The following is an 18,508-nucleotide window of genomic DNA, read 5'->3' on the forward strand; positions in this document are numbered from 1 at the left end:
TTCGCATGGGACCGACACTCGAGACCTGCGGTGAACTGCTCCGCCCGCTGCGGGCGTTGATGGGGCTCAAGCAGGTAGCTCTGCAACGGGGGTACTTCGGCGATCAGGAGGTTCCCTACGCCGCGGCCGGATTGCTCGCCGAGCTCGTGTTCCGCGGTGAATGCCGGGCCTCCGACCTCGCCCACCACCGCATCGTCGACGCCTCAGTGGTGAGCAGGCAGGTGGGCCAGCTCGAACAGGCCGGCCTGATCAGCCGCCGGCCCGACCCCGCCGACCGGCGGGTGTCGCTGCTGCGCGCCACCCCGGAGGGCGAGCGCGCGGTGGCCGAACTCGAACGCAGGAAGGCGGAGTGGATCGCCAACGCGCTGGAGGGCTGGGAGGACGCGAAGGTCCGCGAGCTCGGCCGGCTGCTGGGGGACGCCATGGACGACATCCGCCGCCACACGATCGACGAGGGGATCTGCCACGCGGACCCCGCTACCAGGGAAGGAACTCGATGACGAGCTCGACGGAGACGGTGCGGGACGCGCCGGCCCGACGGGATGCGCACGGGTCCGCCGATGAATCGCCGATGTCGCACCGGCAGATCATGGAGGCGATGTCCGGGCTGATGCTGGCGCTGCTGGTCGCCATCCTCAGCTCGACCATCGTGTCCAACGCGCTGCCGCGCATCATCGCCGATCTGGACGGCACCCAGGGCCAGTACACGTGGGTGGTCACCGCGATGCTGCTGACCTCCACCGCGTCCACCCCGATCTGGGGCAAGCTCTCCGACCTGTTCAGCAAGAAGCTGCTCTACCAGCTGGCCATCGTGATCTTCACGGTCGGCTCGGTGGCGGGCGGCTTCGCGCAGTCGATGGAGACGCTGATCGGCTTCCGGGCCCTGCAGGGCATCGGCATGGGCGGTCTGCAGGCGCTGATCCAGGTCGTGATCGCGGCCATGGTCTCGCCGCGCGACCGCGGTCGCTACAGCGGTTACATCGGCGCCACCTTCGCGGTGGCCACGGTCAGCGGCCCGCTGGTCGGCGGCGTCATCGTGGACACCGACTGGCTGGGCTGGCGCTGGTGCTTCTGGGTGACCGTGCCGATCGCGGTGATCGCGTTCATCGTGCTCGGCCGCACGCTGAAGCTGCCGGTGATCAAGCGCCCGGTCAAGATCGACTGGTTCGGCGCGCTGTTCCTGGTCGGCGGCGTGAGCCTGCTGCTGGTGTGGGTCTCGCTGGCGGGCAAGTCGTTCGACTGGTGGTCGGCGGAGACCGCGGCCTACGTCGGCGGCGGTGTGCTGGCGCTGATCATCGCGGTGATCATCGAGTCGCGGGTCAGCGAGCCGATCGTGCCGCTGCGGATGTTCCGCAACCCGACGGTCACGCTGGCCACCATCGGCACCGTCGCGGTCGGCACCGCGATGTTCGGCGGCTCGGTGTTCCTCGGCCAGTACTTCCAGATCTCGCGCAGCATGACGCCGACCGAGGCCGGGCTGATGACGCTGCCGATGGTCGGCGGGATGTTCCTGTCCTCGACCTTCTCCGGCCAGGTGATCTCCCGGGTCACCGGCAAGATCAAGCCGTTCCTGGTGGCCGGGTCGGTCGTGATGGTCGCGGCGATGTGGCTGCTGAGCACCATGGACCACGAGACGAACCTGTGGCTGGTCGGCGTCTACCTGTTCCTGATGGGCACCGGCGTCGGCATGCTGATGCAGAACCTGGTGCTGGCGGTGCAGAACGCGACCAGCGCGCGGGACATGGGCTCGGTGACCTCGGTGGTCACCTTCTTCCGGACCCTGGGCGGTTCGGCGGGCGTCTCGGTGCTCGGCGCGGTGCTGGCCACCCAGGTGTCGGACTACATCGTGCGGGGCCTGGCCCAGATCCCCGGTGCCGCGCAGGCGGCGGGCGGCAGCGGCAGCGGCACGCTGAACATCGACGGCCTGCCGGAGCCGATCCAGGTCATCGTCCGGGCCGCCTACGGCGACGCGATCGGCGACATCTTCTTCATCTCCGCCTGCGTCGCGGTGGTCACCTTCGTGGCGGTGCTGTTCCTCCGGGAGACGCCGCTGCGGACCACGATCGACAGTCACGAGGAAAGGGAGGCGGTTGCGGTGGCCGCGCACGAGGACGCTGTGGACAACCTCACCCGCCCTGTGGACAACTCGGCCGCGACCAACGGCTCTCCGCAGGTGCCACCGACCGCCGAGCCTGTGGACAACTCTGTGGACAGGCGATCCGAGGCCTGGTCAGAGCCGGTGTCGCCGCGCCGCTACGCAACCAACGGCAGGCATCTGGCCGGTGAACTCGGCGGTGCCGGGCTCTACGTGCACGGCACCGTGCAGGACTCCGCGGGCAGCCCGGTCGGCGGCGTGGTGCTCACCCTCACCGACGCCAACGGGCGGCAGGTCGAGCGGGCCCGCACCGACCAGGACGGGCAGTTCCAGCTGTCGGTCGCCCACGGCGGCACCTACGTGCTGATCGCCTCCGGCGGCAGCTACCAGCCCACCGCGTCGATGGTGGCGGTCGGCGACCGCCCGGTGCGCCACGACGTCCAGCTGCTCGGCGCCGGCCGCCTCGTCGGCCTGGTGCACGTCGGCGGCGTCGGCGTCGCCGGGGCGATGGTGGTGCTCACCGACGTGCGGGGCGAGGTCGTGGCCACCACGGCGACCGCCGCGGACGGGCACTACGCCTTCGGCGACCTGGTGGGCGGCGCGTACGCGCTGACCGTCACCGCGCCGAACTACCGGCCGGTGGCCAACTCGGTGACCGTGGCCGACGGTGAGCAGACGACGGCGGACGTGGTGCTGCAGAGCGGCGCGCAGCTGACCGGCGTCGTCCGGTCGGCGAGCCTCGGCGTCGCGGTGCCGGACGCGCGGGTGACGCTGCTGAACTCCGGCGGTGCGGTCGTCGGCGCGGCGACCACCGACGTCGACGGCAACTACACCTTCACCGACCTGCCCGACGGCGAGTACACGGTGATCGCCACCGGTTATCCGCCGGTCGCCAGCTCGCTGCGGCTCGCGGGCGAGGCGAGCACGCACGACGTCGAGCTCGGCTACCCGGAAACCGACTGAGCGAACGGTGGTGGGGCCGCCCGCCCCACCACCGCCCGATCTTCCCGCTCTTAAAGGTAATTCCAGGCTCGTTTTGCGTGGCGGTGCGGGTGGCGGAACCTCAGAGGCCGCCTGGCTGCGGGATCCCGTTCTTATGTATGTCCGATACACGGCGAACGGGCTGTCCTCGCCAGGCGACCTCTGAGAACCCGCGGCGGTGCAAGCTGAGTCCCACACCGCATGCGGCTTCGCCGCATTCTGAAACCCTTGAGGAGATGTTCTCGATGGATCTCGGCCAACAGCAGGCCGGTGGCGCCGGGGCGGTCACCGCGACCGTCCGCGGCGGTGACGGCTGGCCGGTCCCGGAGGCGGTGCTGACCGTCATCGACGGCACCGGCACCCAGGTCGCCCGCGTGCAGGGCGACGCGCAGGGCTCGGTGGTCGCCGCCGGGCTGTCCTCCGGCGCCTACACCGCGATCGTCACGGCGGTGGGGCACGAACCGGTCGCCCGCACCACGCTGGTGCACGACGGGACCGCCGCCACCCTCGGCGAGGTGGAGCTGCGCCGCGCGGGCGGCGCGGACCTGCCCGCGCCGGGGCTGTGGCGGATCGACCCGGTGCACTCGTCGATCCAGATCACCGCCCGGCACCTGGGGATCAGCAGCATCCGCGGCCGGTTCAACGAGTTCGCGGGCGAGATCCGCATCGGCAACCCGGTCGAATCGTCCACTGTGGAGGCGACGATCGCCGCGGCCAGCGTCGACACCGGCAACGGGATGCGCGACGACCACCTGCGCACCGCGGACTTCCTGGACGTCGAACGCCACCCGGAGATCGCCTTCCGCTCCACGGCGCTGCGCCCGCGCGGCGGCGACCGCTGGGACCTGGACGGCGAGCTGACGCTGTGCGGGCTGACCCGCCCGGTGCGGCTGGACACCCGCTTCGCGGGAGTGGGCCCGGACCCGTGGGGCGGCACCCGCGCCTCGGCGACGGCGACCACCCAGCTCCGCCGCGAGGACTTCGCGATGAACTTCAACCAGGCGCTGCAAACGGGGATCGCGGCCATCGGCACCACCCTGAAGGTCGAGATCGACGTCCAGGCCGTCCGCGAGTAGCCGCAACTTCCATTGAAATCAGGTATCCGATTTCAATGGAAGTTGCGCACGGTGTCGGTGTGTCGGGTGTCCGACACACCGGTCGTGCGTCGGGTTTTGCGCGATTTCAATGGAAATCGGACGTCTGATTTCCATTGAAATCGCGGAGCCTCCGGCGTGTCGGGGAATGACACGCCGGAGGCTCCGGGGGGTTTCCGCGCCGTCAGCGGAAGTGCTTCAGGCCGGTCAGACCCTCTCCTCGGCCGCTTCGGCCCGCGGGACCTCGCCGTTGCGGAGCTTGGTCTTGAAGCTGGCCAGCTCCTTCTTCACCACCGGGATCAGCAGGTACAGGCCCGTGATGTTGAACAGCGCCAGCGCGAACAGGACCGCGTCGGCGAAGTCGAGCACGCTGCCCAGGGTCAGCACCGAGCCGACCACGGTGAACGCGCAGAAGACCACGTTGTAGACGCGCTCCTGGGTCTTGCTCTTGCCGAACAGGTACAGCCACGCCCGCTGGCCGTAGTAGCCCCAGGTGATGATCGTGGAGATCGCGAAGAGGGCGACCGCGACGGTCAGCACGTACGGGAACCACGGCAGCACGGTGGCGAAGGACTCCGAGGTCACCGTGACGCCGTCCGGGGTCTCGCCGCCGTTGAGCACGGTCTGCTGCGCGTCGGTCCAGAACTGGGTCTTGGCGATGACGATGGTCAGCGCCGTCATGGTGCAGACGATGACGGTGTCGATGAACGGCTCCAGCAGCGCGACGATGCCCTCGGTGGCCGGGTCCCTGGTCTTCACCGCCGAGTGCGCGATCGGGGCCGAGCCCAGGCCCGCCTCGTTGGAGAACGCGGCGCGCTGGAAACCGATGATCAGCACGCCGATCAGCCCGCCGAACCCGGCTTCCGGGGTGAACGCGCCGGAGATGATCTCGCCGATGGCGCTGGGCACCGTGTCGTAGTTGACGGCGATGACGATGAGGCAGGCGACCACGTAGATCACGCCCATAGTCGGCACCAGGCGGCTGGTGACCGCGCCGATGGACTTGATGCCGCCGATGATCACCGCGCCGATCAGCACCGCCAGCAGGATGCCGAAGATCAGCGCCGCGCCGTCGGAGCCGAGCAGCCCGTCGTCGCCGCCGGTGACGTTGCGCAACTGCGCGAAGGTCTGGTTGGCCTGGAACATGTTCCCGCCCGCGATGGCGAAGAACAGGATCATGACCGCGGCGAGCACGGCCAGCACCTTGCCCAGGGTCACGCCGAACGCGTTCGGGAAGCGCTCGGCGATGCCCTTGCGCAGGTAGTGCATCGGGCCGCCGGAGACGGTGCCGTCCTCGGCGATCTCGCGGTAGCGCACGCCCAGGGTGCATTCGACGAACTTGGTGGCCATGCCGAGCAGGCCGCAGACGATCATCCAGAACGTCGCGCCGGCGCCACCGACCGTCACCGCCACGCCGACACCGGCGATGTTGCCGAGGCCGACGGTGCCGGAAACGGCCGAGGCGAGCGCCTGGAAGTGGGTGATCTCGCCGGGCGCGTCCTTCTCGCTGTACTTGCCGCGGACCAGGTCGATGGCCAGCTTGAAGGAGCGGATCTGCACGAACCCGAACACGAGGGTGAACACCGCGGCGGCGATCACCAGCCAGGCCACGATCCACGGGAAGGTCACCCCGAAGACGGTGAGCTCGCCGAAGACGATGCCGGAGAAGCCTTCGGAGATCGGGTTGAAGACCGTGTTGATCGCGTTCTCTATGCCTGAGAGCGCGCCGCCCTCTTCGGCAGCCAGGACGAGTTGACCGTCCGGCGCTGTCGTAGTGGTCATGGCGCGTTAGCTAAATCGGGTGAAATGTCCCGGACAAGTCCCTAAAGGGGGGTTTGCCGCAAAGTGCAACCAGGTTGTGACGTGCGCCATGTTCCCGAGGTTGAGTGGAACCCGCTCAACTTTTCTCACGTTGACAGTGGTAGATGAGCCTGGGGCAGGGCAGGATGGACCAGGCAGGAGCCACCGGCGACGAGGTGAGGAATGGACGCGTTCAACCCGACGACCAAGACCCAGCAGGCGATCTCCTCGGCGGTGCAGGCCGCGACCGTGGCCGGCAACCCGGACGTCAGCCCGGCCCACCTGCTCGGCGCGCTGCTCGCCCAGGGCGACGGGCTGACCGCACCGCTGCTGACCGCCGTCGGCGCCGATCCCACCGCGGTGCGCCGCGAGCTGGAGCAGCTGATCAACGCACTCCCGGCGGCCAGCGGGAGCACGGTCTCCGCACCGCAGCTGTCCCGCGACGCGGTCCGGGCGCTCACCCACGCCCAGCGGATGGCTACCGAGATGGGCGACGAGTACGTCTCGACCGAGCACCTGCTGGTCGGGCTGGCCGCCGAGGGCGGCCGCGTCGCCGACCTGCTGAAGAAGCACGGCGCCACGCCCGAGGCGCTGACCGACGCCTTCGGCAACGTGCGCGGCTCGGCCCGGGTGACCAGCCCGGATCCCGAAGGCACCTACAAGGCCCTGGAGAAGTACGGCCAGGACCTCACCGACCGCGCGCGCAAGGGCGACCTGGACCCGGTGATCGGTCGCGACACCGAGATCCGCCGCGTCGTGCAGGTGCTCTCCCGCCGCACCAAGAACAACCCGGTGCTCATCGGCGAGCCCGGCGTCGGCAAGACCGCGATCGTGGAGGGCCTGGCCCAGCGCATCATCGCCGGTGACGTGCCGGAGTCGCTGCGCGGCAAGCGCGTGGTGGCGCTGGACCTCGGCTCGATGGTGGCCGGGGCGAAGTACCGCGGCGAGTTCGAGGAGCGGCTCAAGGCGGTGCTCAAGGAGATCACCGACTCCGCCGGGCAGATCATCACCTTCATCGACGAGCTGCACACCATCGTCGGCGCCGGGGCCAGCGGCGAGGGCGCGATGGACGCCGGGAACATGATCAAGCCGATGCTGGCGCGCGGTGAGCTGCGCATGGTCGGCGCGACCACGCTCGACGAGTACCGCAAGCACATCGAGACGGATGCCGCGCTGGAGCGCCGGTTCCAGCAGGTGCTGGTCGGCGAGCCGAGCCCGGAGGACACCGTGGCGATCCTGCGCGGGCTCAAGGAGCGCTACGAGGTGCACCACGGCGTGCGGATCACCGACGGCGCGCTGGTCGCCGCCGCCACCCTGTCCGACCGCTACATCACCGCGCGCTTCCTGCCGGACAAGGCGATCGACCTGGTCGACGAGGCCGCTTCCCGGCTGCGCATGGAGATCGACTCGCGACCGGTGGAGATCGACGAGGTCGAGCGCGCCGTGCGGCGGCTGGAGATCGAGGAGATGGCGCTGTCCAAGGAGGACGATCCCGCCTCCCTGGAGCGGCTGGCCGCGCTGCGCGCCGAGCTGGCCGACCGCCGCGAGAAGCTGTCCGGGCTGACCGCGCGCTGGCAGCAGGAGAAGGAGTCCATCGACAAGGTCCGCGACCTGAAGACGCAGCTGGAGCAGCTGCGCGGCGAGTCGGAGCGCGCCGAGCGCGACGGCGACCTGGGCAAGGCCGCCGAGCTGCGCTACGGCCGGATCCCGCAGCTGGAGAAGGAGCTCGACGCGGCCACCGCCGCGCAGTCCGAGCGCAAGGCGATGCTGCAGGAGGAGGTCATCGCCGACGACGTCGCCGACGTGGTGAGCTCCTGGACCGGCATCCCGGCCGGTCGGCTGCTGGAGGGCGAGACGGCGAAGCTGCTGCGCATGGAGGAGGCCCTCGGCGCCCACGTGGTGGGCCAGGCCGAAGCGGTGCGAGCGGTGTCCGACGCGGTGCGCCGCACGCGCGCCGGGGTCGCCGACCCGGACCGGCCCACCGGCTCGTTCCTGTTCCTGGGGCCGACCGGCGTCGGCAAGACCGAGCTGGCCAAGGCGCTGGCCGGGTTCCTGTTCGACGACGAGCGGGCGATGGTCCGCATCGACATGAGCGAGTACGCCGAGAAGCACTCGGTGGCCCGGCTGGTCGGCGCGCCGCCCGGTTACGTGGGCTACGACCAGGGCGGGCAGCTGACCGAGTCGGTGCGCCGCAGGCCCTACTCGGTGGTGCTGTTCGACGAGGTGGAGAAGGCGCACCCGGACGTCTTCGACGTGCTGCTGCAGGTCCTCGACGACGGTCGGCTCACCGACGGCCAGGGCCGCACGGTGGACTTCCGCAACACGATCCTGGTGCTGACCTCGAACCTCGGTTCGCAGGCGATCGCCGACCCGAACCTGTCCGAGCGGGAGCGCGACGACGCGGTCATGTCGGTGGTGCGCAAGCACTTCAAGCCGGAGTTCCTGAACCGGCTGGACGACGTGGTGGTGTTCCACTCGCTGTCCACCGACGAGCTGACGTCCATCGTGGACATCCAGGTGGATCACCTGGGCCGCCGCTTGGCGCAGCGCCGCCTCACCCTCGACGTCCAGCCCGCGGCGCGGGACTGGCTGGCGCTCAACGGGTTCGACCCGGTCTACGGCGCGCGCCCGCTGCGCCGCCTGGTCCAGTCGGCCATCGGCGACCAGCTGGCGCGCAAGCTGCTGGCGGGCGAGATCCGCGAGGGCGACAAGATCAAGGTCGACACCACCGACGACAGCCAGGGACTGACCGTCACCGCAGCCGAGAGCTGAGGTCGCGGTGGAGGGCACCTTCGCCCGGAGGTGCCCTCCACCTCACACCGGATCAGGTGAGGATCAGGGTTTTGCCGACCGTGGTGCGGTTTTCGACGGCCGCGTGCGCTTCGGCGGCGTGCTCCAGCGGGAACGTCTGCCCGATCAGCGGGCGGATGGTGCCTGCTGCCGCCTTGGCCATCATCTTCTCCGCCCACCGCCGCTGGTGAGGGCCGAAGTCGAAGAGCTGCTCGATGCCGAGCACCTCGACGCCCTGCTGACGTGCTTCCTCCGGGGAGATCTCGGTGGCCGAGCCGCTGGACGCGCCGTGCACGGAGAAGCGCCCACCGCGCGCCGTCACGCTGAACGCGGCGCGCCCGATCTGACCGCCGACACCGTCGAACACGACATCGGGCCCCTTGCCGCCGGTCGCTTCGAGGACCTGCTCGGTCCAGTCCGGCGCTGAGTAGTCGACCACCGCGTCGGCGCCCAGCTCCCGGAGCACGTCGAGCTTCCGGGCTCCGCGTGCCGCGCCGATGACCCGCGCTCCCGCCTCGCGGGCTAGCTGCACCAGCAGGCTGCCCACGCCACCGGCCGCGGCTTCGACCAGCACCTGGTCGCCCGGCGCGATCGCGGCCTTCTCCACCAGCCCCTGCGCGGTGCTGCCGTCGCTGAAGAGCGCGGCGGCTTCGGGCAGGCCCAGTCCGTCCGGCACCGGGAACAGCTCGCCGGCCTCGGCGAGCGCCTTCTCGGCGAAGCCCCCGGTGTCCCCGAGCTCGGCCAGGACGCGCCGGCCCAGCCACTCCCGCTCCACGCCCTCGCCGACCGAGCTGACCTGCCCGGCGACCAGCCCGCCCGGCACGTAGGGCAGTTGCGGCCGCTCGTGCCACTCGTCGACGCCGCGCCGGATCTGGGTCTCGACGAACGTCAAGCTCGCCACCGCCACGTCCACCACGACCTGTCCCGGACCGGCCACCGGATCCGGCGCCGAACCGGGCACCAGCACCTCGGGCCCGCCGAAGCGGATCACCTCGACCACTCGCATGTCGTTCGCTCCCTCCGCCCGCCGACGCGGACGAACAGAGCCTCCAACTTCAAGTTATGTCGAAGTCAAGCGATCAGCGGTGCAGGTAGGTGGACACCACCGCGAGCGCGGCGAACAGCGCCGCCGCCGAGGCGAAGACGACCGTTGCCGCAGTGAGGCCGAAGAACGTGCTCACCACGCCCAGCACCACGCTGGGCACGCTGGCCGACAGGTAGGCCACCACGTAGATCAGCGCCGAGGTGCCCGCGCGGTGCTCGGGCGAGGCGAGGCCGGTCAGCATGCGCATGCCGCCCATGAACATCACGCCCCAGCCGGTGCCCAGGACCGCTGCGGCGGTGAAGAACACGACCGGCTGGTGCTCGACGGTCGAGGTCGCCACGCCGGCCAGGCCGAGGACCATCACCGGTCCGCCGATCCGCACCGCGCGACGGGAGTCCACGCCGGACAGGACCAGCTGCGAGAGCCCGCCGAACCCGGCCAGCGCCGCGACCGCCGCGCCGCCGATCAGGTACGGGCTGCCCTCGACCAGGTCCTTGGCCACCGACGGGCCGAGGGACATGAACATCCCGCCGACGATCCAGGACGCCAGCAGCGTGGTGGCCATGAGCGCGAACGCGAGGCCCTTGCCCGCCGGGACGGCCGGCCGCTGCGGACGCAGCACCTCGCGCAGCTTGTTGCGCTGGGCGACCGGTTCGGGCATCGCCAGCACGCCGGGGATCGCCACCGCGAGGCCGACCACGAGCAGCAGGTAGCTGGTCAGCGTCGGGCCGGGCACGTACTGCACGAGCGCACCGGCGAGCAGCGAACCCAGCGCCATGCCGAACGCCGCGGCCACGCCGTTGAGCAGCGAGCCGTGGTTGGAACCCGGGCGCTGGAAGTCCAGCAGCGAGCCGCTGATCGCACTGGTCGCCACACCGGTGGCCAGGCCTTGCAGCGCCCGGCCCGCGTACAGCCAGCCGACGGCGGGCGCGAAGGCGAGCAGCAGCATCGAGACGATCTCGAGCACGAGCGAGACCAGCAGCACCGGGCGTCGCCCGATGTGGTCGGACAGCGAGCCGAACAGCAGCAGCGCGGCCAGGATCGCCACCGCGTAGACGGCGAACACCTCGGTGAGCACCGTGGTGGTGAAACCCCAGCGCTGCTGGTAGATCGAGTACATCGGGGACGGCGCCGTGGACGCCATCAGGAACAGGGCGTAGAGCGCGCCGACGAACCAGAACGAAGCGGACCGGGACAAGCCGCCGCTGCGCGACCGCGGGCGGACGAGTTCCGTGGTGGTCATGGTTGCTTCCCATCCTCGGATGACCGGAACGGATGATTCCGCACCTGCCAACCCCGCAGCGGAACGGATCATTCCGCTCCGCAGGTATCCTGTGGCCCACGACACCCCTGGTGTCGAGTCCTCCTCAACCGCACCTCAGGGGACCGTGATGCAGCCCAGCCACAAGAAACCGCAAAACGCGAGAACAACTCCAAACGCAACCACCACTGAAAATCCCGGAGAGGCGGACAGTCGGGTCATCAGGGCGGCTCGCGAGGTGTTCGCCGAGCAGGGCTTCGCCGCGCCGATGGCCGAGGTCGCCAAGCGCGCCGGCGTCGGTGTCGCCAGCGTCTACCGCCGCTACCCGAGCAAGCACGAGCTCGTGGAGCAGGTGCGCATCGCCGGTTTCCGGCTGCTGCTCGCCGAAGCCGAGCAGGCCCGCGCCGAGGAGTCCGACCCGTGGGCGGCGCTGGTCCGGTTCATGCGGCGGTGCCTGCGGGAGGGATCGGGCATCGGCACGGTGCTGCCGCCGATGGACCCGCAGCACGTCTACTCGGACGAGTTCCGCGCCCTCCAGCGGCGCGTGCCGAAGGCGATCGAGGACCTCGTCTCGGCCGCCCAGCGGGCCGGCGAGCTGCGCCAGGACGTCGAGTGGCCCGACATCCTCCTGCTGCTCAAGCACCTCAACCCGCGCCTGCCCGCCACCGAGCAGCGCCGCGCCGAGCTGCGCTCCCGCTACCTCGGCCTGGTCCTCGAAGGCCTGCGCCCGGGCGGGCCGGAGCTCCCCGGTCCGCCGCCGGACCGGGCGGAGTGGCAGGCGCTCTGCGACAACCAGCCGGTTCAGTAGTGCCGTTGTCCTAGCTCGATCCATCCGGACGCCCCGGCCCTCGCCGGGGCGTTCGTGCTGTTCAGGGACTGTTCTGCCGGTTGCGGTCGACAAAGATCGTCGTATGGTTATCCTATGGTCATAGGTTAATAGAGATGGGAGCGAGTGCTTGATCGAGTTCCGGGTCGACACGGGATCGGGCGTGCCGCCGTACCGGCAGCTCGTGCATCAGGTCGAGCACGCCCTCCGGCTCGGGCAGCTGCAGGTCGGGGACCGGCTGCCCACCGTCAAGGAGCTCGCGAAGAACCTGGTCATCAACCCGAACACGGTGCTGAAGGCCTATCGCGAGTTGGAGCACAAGGGATTGGCCAAGGGCCGTCCGGGACAGGGCACGTTCATCGAGCGGGGTCTGACCGGGCTGCCCGCGGAGAAGCAGGCCGAGCTGCGCGCCGGTCTGGAGTCGTGGTTGGCCGAAGCGCACCGCGCGGGCATGGACGCCGACGGGATCGCGGCGCTCGTCGCGACGGTGCTGGCCGAATTTCGCCTGGAGGAACGGACTTGAACGAGATAGCGATACGAACCAGCGGACTGGGCAAGCGCTACCGGAAGAAGTGGGCGCTGCGCGGCTGCGACATCGAGGTCCCGGCGGGACGGGTGGTCGGCCTGGTCGGCCCGAACGGCGCGGGCAAGTCGACGCTGATGAACCTCGCGGTCGGCCTGCTGGCGCCGACCGAGGGGACGCTGGAGGTGCTGGGCCGTGAGGTGCGCGCGAACACCGTGCTGCACCGGGTCGCCTACATCGACCAGGAGCACACGATGTACCGGAACTTCACGGTGCGCGAGATGGTCAAGACCGGCCGCAAGCTCAACGCGCGCTGGGACGACAGGATCGCGTTCGACCGGCTCGCCGAGCTGAACATCCCGCTGGACAGCCGGATCGGCGCGCTCTCCGGCGGCCAGCGCGCGCAGGTCGCGCTCGCGGTGGCGCTGGCGAAGGAACCCGAGCTGCTGATCCTCGACGAGCCGGTGGCCAGCCTCGACCCGCTGGCCCGACGGGAGCTGATGAGCGTCCTGATGGAGGCGAAGGCGGATTCCGGCTGCACGGTCGTGCTCTCCTCGCACGTCGTCTCCGAGCTGGAGCGGCTCTGCGACTACCTGATCGTGCTCGACCGCGGTCAGGTCAAGCTCGCCGACGACATCGACGATCTGCTGGAACAGCACCACCTGCTGGTCGGCCCGGCGGCCGCGGCGGCCGACGTCGCCGGGGTCGTGCACCGCGAGGACCGCGGGGACCGGGTCTCGCTGCTGGTGCGCGGCGACCGACCGGCACCGGGTTCGCCGTGGGACGTCCTGCACGTCGACCTGGAAACGCTGGTCATGCACTACCTGACCGCGGCGGCTCCGACGCGGTTGCGGGAGGTTGCTGCATGACACCCCCTGTGTCAACCCCAGCCCTGCACAACCGCACCTCAGGGGACCGTGATGCAACCCAGCCACAAGAAACCCCCACAACGCAAGATCACTCCCGAACGCAACCACCACTGAAAATCGCGGAGAGGCGGGACAGCGCATGACCTGGCTGGCTTGGCGGCAGCACCGCCTGGGACTGGCCGGGTTCGCCGCCGTCTTCCTCGGCGTGGCCGCGATCTACGGGTTCTCCGGGGCGCTCGACGCCGATGCCCGCACCGTCTACACCGCGGCGTCCGGGTTCTCGCGGCTGGTCAAGTTCGGCGAGGACATGAGCACGTACCTGCAGCCGCTGCCGCTGCTGGTCGGCATGTTCGCCGGTGCTCCGCTGATCTCCCGGGAGCTCGAGCACCACACCTTCCGCTACGCCTGGACGCAGGGGGTGTCCAGGGGGCGCTGGTTGCGCGGCAAGGTGATCCTGGTCGGCGGTGCGGTCCTGGTGCTCAGCGCGCTGCTCTCGGCCGTGCACATGTCCTGGTTCGCGCCGATGGCCCCGGAGCGGGGCTGGTTCCAGCTGTTCAACCAGTCGATCCTGGTGTTCCCGGCGACCTGCCTGTTCACCTTCGCCCTGGGGATGGCGATCGGTGCGCTGGTCGAGCGGATCGTGCCCGCGATGGCCGTCACGCTGGTCGCGGCAGGCGCGGTGTTCATCCTGTTCGCCGCGGTGCTGCGGCCGAACTACAGCACGCCCCTGGTCGTGTCCCAGCCGACCCTCGGCGGTAGCTCGCCGGAGCTCGCCGGTTCCTACTACCTCGGCAGCAGCGTCCGCGGTGACCTGACGGAGATCAGCTACCACCCGGCCGACCGGTTCTGGACGTTCCAGTTCGTCGAAGCCGGTTGCTACCTGGCGCTGACCGCAGCCCTGCTGGCGCTGACCTTCTGGTGGCTGAGCCGCAAACTCAGCTGAACCCCGTTCCGGGCGCAATCGAAAACCCTTACCAGGGCGCGGAAATCGCGTCCCGACGGATGCTGCCCGGAGAACTCTGACAAGGAGTTTCGCATGATCTGGTTGACCTGGCGGCAACACCGGGTTGCCGTCCTGTCCACCGCCGCGGTGTTCCTCGGCCTCGCCGCGTGGTTCTTGCTGATCGGCAGCGGAACGCGGGGTTCGCTGGCACCGTCGGCGTTGTCCGACTGCGTCGGACTGCGTTTCGACTGCGGCGAGTGGCAGTCGTCGCTCATGCGGCTGCGCGATCTCGAACAGACCCTGCTGCCGCTGCTGCCCGCACTGCTCGGGGTCTTCCTGGGCGCGCCGATGCTCTCGCGCGAGACCGAGCAGCGGACGTTCCGCTACACCTGGACGCAGGGGATCACCCGCGGCCACTGGCTCAAGAGCAAGGTGTTCCTGCTCGGCGCCGTGATCGTGCTGCTGAGCACCGCCTTCTCGGGTGCGTACATGTGGCTGTTCGTCCCGGCCGTGCCGGACTGGGGCTGGTTCGACGCGTTCAACCAGGCGATGCCGGTCTTCCCCGCGATGTGCTTGTTCGGCTTCGCGCTGGGGATCGCGGCCGGTGCGCTGACCCGGAAGCTGCTGGTGAGCATGGCGCTCGCGCTCGGCGGGTTCCTCGCGGTGTTCCTGCCGATCGTGATCTGGATCCGGGCCGCTTACCAGGCACCGCTGAGCATCCCGGCCGACGCGTACACCGCCGAGGCCCGGAAGGGGTGGGTCGTCGACTTCTACTTCCGCGACGCGGCCGGGAGCAGCTACGACATCTGGGAGGCATCCCGGCAGGCCGGGATGGATCTCTCCGGCGGTTTCGGCTCCAAGGACATCGAGCAGCTGAACCAGGCCGGGTTCACCGAGTACATGTCGTTCCAGCCGGCCGACCGGTTCTGGACGTTCCAGCTCATCGAGACCGGGATCTACCTGTGGCTGACCGCCGGCTGCATCGCGCTGGCGTACTGGCTGCTGCGCCGCAAAACGCTCTGATGGAGAGAGGAAGAGGAATGCGAATTCGCACGTTGCTGGTCGCCGCCTTCGGCGCGGCGCTGGTCGGGGCTTCGACCGCCGGGACCGCGGGCGCCGTCGTCGGTGGTGGCCCCGCCGACGAGGCCTACCCGTTCATGGCGTCGTTGCAGATCCCGGGCGAACCCCGGTTCCACTGCGGGGCGACGCTGATCGACGAGGAGTGGCTGCTGACCGCCGCGCACTGCGTCGACTCCTTCGAAGCGGGGCAGCTGACCACCCGCATCGGGAGTCCGGACCGCACCTCCGGTGGTGAGGAGCGGAGGATCGCGGAGAAGATCGTGCACCCGGACCACCGCAAGGAGTTCCTGGCGCAGTACGACTTCGCGCTGCTGAAGCTGGACCGGCCCGTCGACCTGCCCACCGTGGCGATCGCGGAGTCCGCGCAACCGCCCGGCAAGGACGTCCGGGCCATCGGTTGGGGCCGCGAGTGCAGCGAGTTCGACTGCGGCGAGACACCGGTCTACCCGCGCCTGCTGAAGCAGTTCGACTCGGAAGTGGGCGCCGACTCGGAGTGCCACAAGACCGACGGCAGCGTCGACACCTGCGTGCGCGCGATCGGCGGCGCATCGGTGTGCAGCGGCGACTCGGGTGGCCCGGCGCTGATCCGCAATTCGGTCGGGCGCTGGGAGCAGATCGGCATCACCAGCCGGTTCGGCGGCGCCGAGCCGGAGCAGGTCTGCGGTGACGAGCCCGACATCTTCGCCGACCCGGTCGCGGTCCGGGACTGGATCGGGCAGCAGATCGGATCCTGAGCTGCGCAACGCCCGGCCGACCCGGGGGCGGCCGGGCGTTTTCGCAGGTCAGCTTCGGCCGATGGGGTGGTTCGACGGTGGATCTCCAGGTGATCTTCGTCTTCGGCGGTGATCGGACTACCCTGCGCAGTGTGGGCATACCTGCGTGGCTCTGGTTCGTCGTCGCCGTCCTCGCCATCGGCGCGGGCGTGGCGCTGCTGGTCGCTGACCGGTCGCAGCGCGTCTCGAACAACCGGGAGCGGCGGCGCTGGGCCGCGCTGCGCGGTTGGCAGTTCGCCGAGGCCGACCAAGTCCTGCCGACCCGCTGGGAGCGCGGCGCGCTCGCCCAGTACGGCAGCCCGACGGCCACCGACGTGGTCGCCGGATCGACCTTCACCGCCGACGGCCGCCGCCAGGTCTACGTGATGGACCTGACCGTCAACGGCCGGACGGCGACCGTGCTGGCGGGCATCCGCTGCCGCCGGTCGGCCCCCGCCACGATCGAGCTGTGGCTGCCCGACGTGCCGGTGCCCCAGGACTCCGAGCTGGACCTGCTCGGCCCGGTCGGCTCCCGCTACGCGTTCGTCACCGAGGTGGCCGCGGCCCGGCCGCTGGTGACCCCGGACCTGGTCGACGCCACCGAGGAGATCGGCTCCGACGTCACCGTGGTGTGGCTGGAGGACGACTGGGTGCTGGCCGCGCTGGAGCCGGGCCACGCCGACCCGGCCCGCCTGGAGCGCCTGCTCCGCGACCTCGGCGACCTCGCCGACCTGGTCGACCCCTTCGACACCGACCCGAACGAGCGGGAAACCGCCGTGGAAGCGGAGTCCACCTCCACGGAGCACTCCACGCGCTGACCGCTGCTGTTTCGGCAGGTGATGGGCCGTGAGCGTTTCGGGGTGCCCTGGCACCCCAAACCGCTCACGGAGGACGGCGCGGGTCGCACGGTAAATTCGGGCGCATGCCTACCGCACTCGTCACCGGAGCCACCGCGGGGATCGGGCGCGCCTTCGCCCGCCGACTCGCCGCCGAAGGCCACGACATGGTCCTGGTCGCCCGCGACGCCGATCGGCTCGCCGAACTCGCCGACCGGCTGCAGGCCCGGCACGGGGTGCGCGCGGAGGTGCTCCCGGCGGACCTGGCCGACGCCGACCAGCGCGCGAAGGTCGAGCAGCGCCTCGCCGACGCCGAGCGGCCGGTGGACGTGCTGGTCAACAACGCCGGGTTCGGCACGGCGGGCAGCTTCGCGGAGACCTCGACCGCCGAGCTGCAGCGGCAGCTGGACGTCAACGCGGGCGCGGTGCTCGCGCTGACGCACGCCGCGGTGCCGGGCATGTGCGAGCGCGGTCGCGGCGACGTGGTCAACGTGTCGAGCGTGGCGGGGTTCTTCCCGGTGGCCGGCTCGACCTACGGCGCGACCAAGGCGTACGTGACCGCCTTCTCGCAGGGCCTGTCGGTCTCGCTGACCGGCACCGGCGTGCGGGTCATGGCGCTGTGCCCCGGCTTCACCCAGACCGAGTTCCACCAGCGCGCCGGGCTGGAGATGGGCCGGCTGCCCAAGGCGTTCTGGCTGCAGGCCGACCAGGTGGTGCACGAGGCGCTGGCCGACCTCCGCAGCGGCAAGGACGTCTCGGTGCCGGGCGCGCAGTACAAGGCGTTGGTCGCCATCGGCCGCCTGGTGCCGCAGAAGCTCCAGCGGATGATCGTCGCCCGCACCGTCCCGGGCCGCACCTGACCACCAGCCGCGATTTCAATTGAAATCGGACGTCCGATTTCCATTGAAATCGCGCTCCGGAACCGGCACGACCCCCGGAGCGGCACGCGGCGAGCACCGGGCCGTATGCTGAAAACTCGTGGTCACAGTGGATGAACAGCAGCGCTCCGAACTCGCCCGCCTGGTCCAGGACATCGCCGTCGTGCACGGCAAGGTGACGTTGTCCTCGGGCAAGGAAGCCGATTACTACGTCGATCTCCGGCGCGCGACGCTGCACCACCGGGCGGCACCGCTGATCGGCCGGTTGCTGCGCCAGCTCACCGCGGACTGGGACTACGTCGCCGTCGGCGGGCTCACGCTCGGCGCCGACCCCGTCGCGACCGCCATGATGCACGCCGAGGGCGCGCCCCTGGACGCCTTCGTGGTGCGCAAGGACGCCAAGGCGCACGGCATGCAGCGGCGCATCGAGGGCCCGGACATCACCGGCCGCCGGGTGCTCGCGGTCGAGGACACCTCCACCACCGGCGGCAGCGTGCTGACCGCCGTCGAGGCCCTGCGCGAGGCGAACGCCGAGATCGTCGGCGTGGCGACCGTCGTCGACCGGGACACCGGCGCCCGCGAGAAGATCGAGGCCGCGGGCCTCCCGTACCGCTCGCTGCTCGGCCTCGCCGACCTAGGTCTGGCGTGAGCGGCCCGGGGCCAACCCAGCCCGGCCCGGGGGCCAACCCCAGCCTGCGCAACCGCACCTCAGGGGACCGTGACGCAGCCGAGCCA

General features: G+C 70.5%; 16 protein-coding genes. 13 read left to right on the top strand and 3 right to left on the bottom strand.

Annotated elements, in window-relative coordinates; genetic code table 11:
- The first annotated feature begins 5 nt into the window (after window positions 1–5).
- The 3 genes from ATL45_RS14570 (at window position 6) to ATL45_RS14580 (ending at window position 4,152) form a co-directional block, all read left to right on the top strand.
- Entirely contained in the window at window positions 6–500 is a 495-nt protein-coding gene (locus ATL45_RS14570) for a MarR family winged helix-turn-helix transcriptional regulator (protein WP_093159061.1), read from the top strand.
- Entirely contained in the window at window positions 497–3,058 is a 2,562-nt protein-coding gene (locus tag ATL45_RS14575) for an MFS transporter (RefSeq protein WP_093159063.1), read from the top strand. The genes ATL45_RS14570 and ATL45_RS14575 overlap by 4 nt, the downstream gene beginning before the upstream one ends.
- Window positions 3,059–3,321: 263 nt before the next feature.
- Window positions 3,322–4,152 (top strand): YceI family protein, encoded by an 831-nt coding sequence (locus ATL45_RS14580; RefSeq protein WP_093159066.1) that lies wholly within the window; start codon window positions 3,322–3,324, stop codon window positions 4,150–4,152.
- A gap of 225 nt (window positions 4,153–4,377) precedes the next feature.
- On the opposite strand, the gene ATL45_RS14585 is transcribed toward ATL45_RS14580, so the two are convergent.
- A complete protein-coding gene (locus ATL45_RS14585) occupies window positions 4,378–5,952 on the bottom strand; it encodes an alanine/glycine:cation symporter family protein (protein WP_093159069.1) in 1,575 nt (524 codons plus the stop codon).
- Window positions 5,953–6,153: 201 nt separating this feature from the next.
- Here ATL45_RS14585 and clpB point away from each other — a divergent pair, with 201 nt between their 5' ends.
- Window positions 6,154–8,742 carry an ATP-dependent chaperone ClpB gene (gene clpB, locus ATL45_RS14590; RefSeq protein WP_093159072.1) on the top strand — a complete coding sequence of 863 codons (2,589 nt, stop codon included), beginning with the start codon at window positions 6,154–6,156 and terminating at the stop codon, window positions 8,740–8,742.
- A gap of 52 nt (window positions 8,743–8,794) precedes the next feature.
- Here clpB and ATL45_RS14595 read toward each other — a convergent pair whose 3' ends face one another.
- On the bottom strand, window positions 8,795–9,766 hold the full coding sequence (locus ATL45_RS14595; RefSeq protein WP_093159075.1) for a zinc-binding dehydrogenase: 972 nt from the start codon (window positions 9,764–9,766) through the stop codon (window positions 8,795–8,797).
- Window positions 9,767–9,839: 73 nt separating this feature from the next.
- Window positions 9,840–11,048, bottom strand: a complete 1,209-nt coding sequence (locus tag ATL45_RS14600) for an MFS transporter (RefSeq protein WP_093159077.1) — start codon at window positions 11,046–11,048, stop codon at window positions 9,840–9,842.
- A 238-nt stretch (window positions 11,049–11,286) separates the two neighbouring features.
- On the opposite strand from ATL45_RS14600, the gene ATL45_RS14605 reads away from it, so the two are divergent.
- From ATL45_RS14605 to pyrE, 9 genes are all read left to right on the top strand, one after another.
- A complete protein-coding gene (locus ATL45_RS14605; protein ID WP_256258590.1) occupies window positions 11,287–11,874 on the top strand; it encodes a TetR/AcrR family transcriptional regulator in 588 nt (195 codons plus the stop codon).
- 148 nt (window positions 11,875–12,022) lie between these two features.
- Window positions 12,023–12,415: a GntR family transcriptional regulator gene (locus tag ATL45_RS14610; RefSeq protein WP_093159082.1), complete on the top strand. Its 393-nt coding sequence runs from the start codon at window positions 12,023–12,025 to the stop codon at window positions 12,413–12,415.
- Complete coding sequence (locus tag ATL45_RS14615; RefSeq protein WP_093159084.1) at window positions 12,412–13,284, top strand: ABC transporter ATP-binding protein; 873 nt, start codon at window positions 12,412–12,414, stop codon at window positions 13,282–13,284. Before ATL45_RS14610 ends, ATL45_RS14615 begins: the two co-directional genes overlap by 4 nt.
- A gap of 139 nt (window positions 13,285–13,423) precedes the next feature.
- On the top strand, window positions 13,424–14,227 hold the full coding sequence (locus ATL45_RS14620; protein ID WP_093159087.1) for an ABC-2 membrane transporter-related protein: 804 nt from the start codon (window positions 13,424–13,426) through the stop codon (window positions 14,225–14,227).
- A 93-nt stretch (window positions 14,228–14,320) separates the two neighbouring features.
- Entirely contained in the window at window positions 14,321–15,250 is a 930-nt protein-coding gene (locus tag ATL45_RS14625; protein ID WP_093159089.1) for an ABC-2 membrane transporter-related protein, read from the top strand.
- Between the two features lie 17 nt (window positions 15,251–15,267).
- Complete coding sequence (locus tag ATL45_RS14630) at window positions 15,268–16,041, top strand: S1 family peptidase (protein WP_093159092.1); 774 nt, start codon at window positions 15,268–15,270, stop codon at window positions 16,039–16,041.
- Window positions 16,042–16,172: 131 nt separating this feature from the next.
- Window positions 16,173–16,877: a TtfA family protein gene (locus tag ATL45_RS14635; protein ID WP_143121773.1), complete on the top strand. Its 705-nt coding sequence runs from the start codon at window positions 16,173–16,175 to the stop codon at window positions 16,875–16,877.
- A gap of 104 nt (window positions 16,878–16,981) precedes the next feature.
- A complete protein-coding gene (locus ATL45_RS14640) occupies window positions 16,982–17,755 on the top strand; it encodes an SDR family NAD(P)-dependent oxidoreductase (protein ID WP_093159097.1) in 774 nt (257 codons plus the stop codon).
- A gap of 118 nt (window positions 17,756–17,873) precedes the next feature.
- Window positions 17,874–18,422 (top strand): orotate phosphoribosyltransferase, encoded by a 549-nt coding sequence (pyrE, locus tag ATL45_RS14645; RefSeq protein WP_093159099.1) that lies wholly within the window; start codon window positions 17,874–17,876, stop codon window positions 18,420–18,422.
- Window positions 18,423–18,508: the final 86 nt, after the last annotated feature.

Source organism: Saccharopolyspora antimicrobica (assembly GCF_003635025.1).
Lineage (GTDB): Bacteria > Actinomycetota > Actinomycetes > Mycobacteriales > Pseudonocardiaceae > Saccharopolyspora > Saccharopolyspora antimicrobica.

Coding starts and splice junctions, on each gene's coding strand:
- ATL45_RS14570 (WP_093159061.1), top strand. CDS start 6: ATGGGACCGACACTCGAGACCTGCGGTGAACTGCTCCGCCCGCTGCGG.
- ATL45_RS14575 (WP_093159063.1), top strand. CDS start 497: ATGACGAGCTCGACGGAGACGGTGCGGGACGCGCCGGCCCGACGGGAT.
- ATL45_RS14580 (WP_093159066.1), top strand. CDS start 3,322: ATGGATCTCGGCCAACAGCAGGCCGGTGGCGCCGGGGCGGTCACCGCG.
- ATL45_RS14585 (WP_093159069.1), bottom strand. CDS start 5,952: ATGACCACTACGACAGCGCCGGACGGTCAACTCGTCCTGGCTGCCGAA.
- clpB (WP_093159072.1), top strand. CDS start 6,154: ATGGACGCGTTCAACCCGACGACCAAGACCCAGCAGGCGATCTCCTCG.
- ATL45_RS14595 (WP_093159075.1), bottom strand. CDS start 9,766: ATGCGAGTGGTCGAGGTGATCCGCTTCGGCGGGCCCGAGGTGCTGGTG.
- ATL45_RS14600 (WP_093159077.1), bottom strand. CDS start 11,048: ATGACCACCACGGAACTCGTCCGCCCGCGGTCGCGCAGCGGCGGCTTG.
- ATL45_RS14620 (WP_093159087.1), top strand. CDS start 13,424: ATGACCTGGCTGGCTTGGCGGCAGCACCGCCTGGGACTGGCCGGGTTC.
- ATL45_RS14625 (WP_093159089.1), top strand. CDS start 14,321: ATGATCTGGTTGACCTGGCGGCAACACCGGGTTGCCGTCCTGTCCACC.
- ATL45_RS14630 (WP_093159092.1), top strand. CDS start 15,268: ATGCGAATTCGCACGTTGCTGGTCGCCGCCTTCGGCGCGGCGCTGGTC.
- ATL45_RS14640 (WP_093159097.1), top strand. CDS start 16,982: ATGCCTACCGCACTCGTCACCGGAGCCACCGCGGGGATCGGGCGCGCC.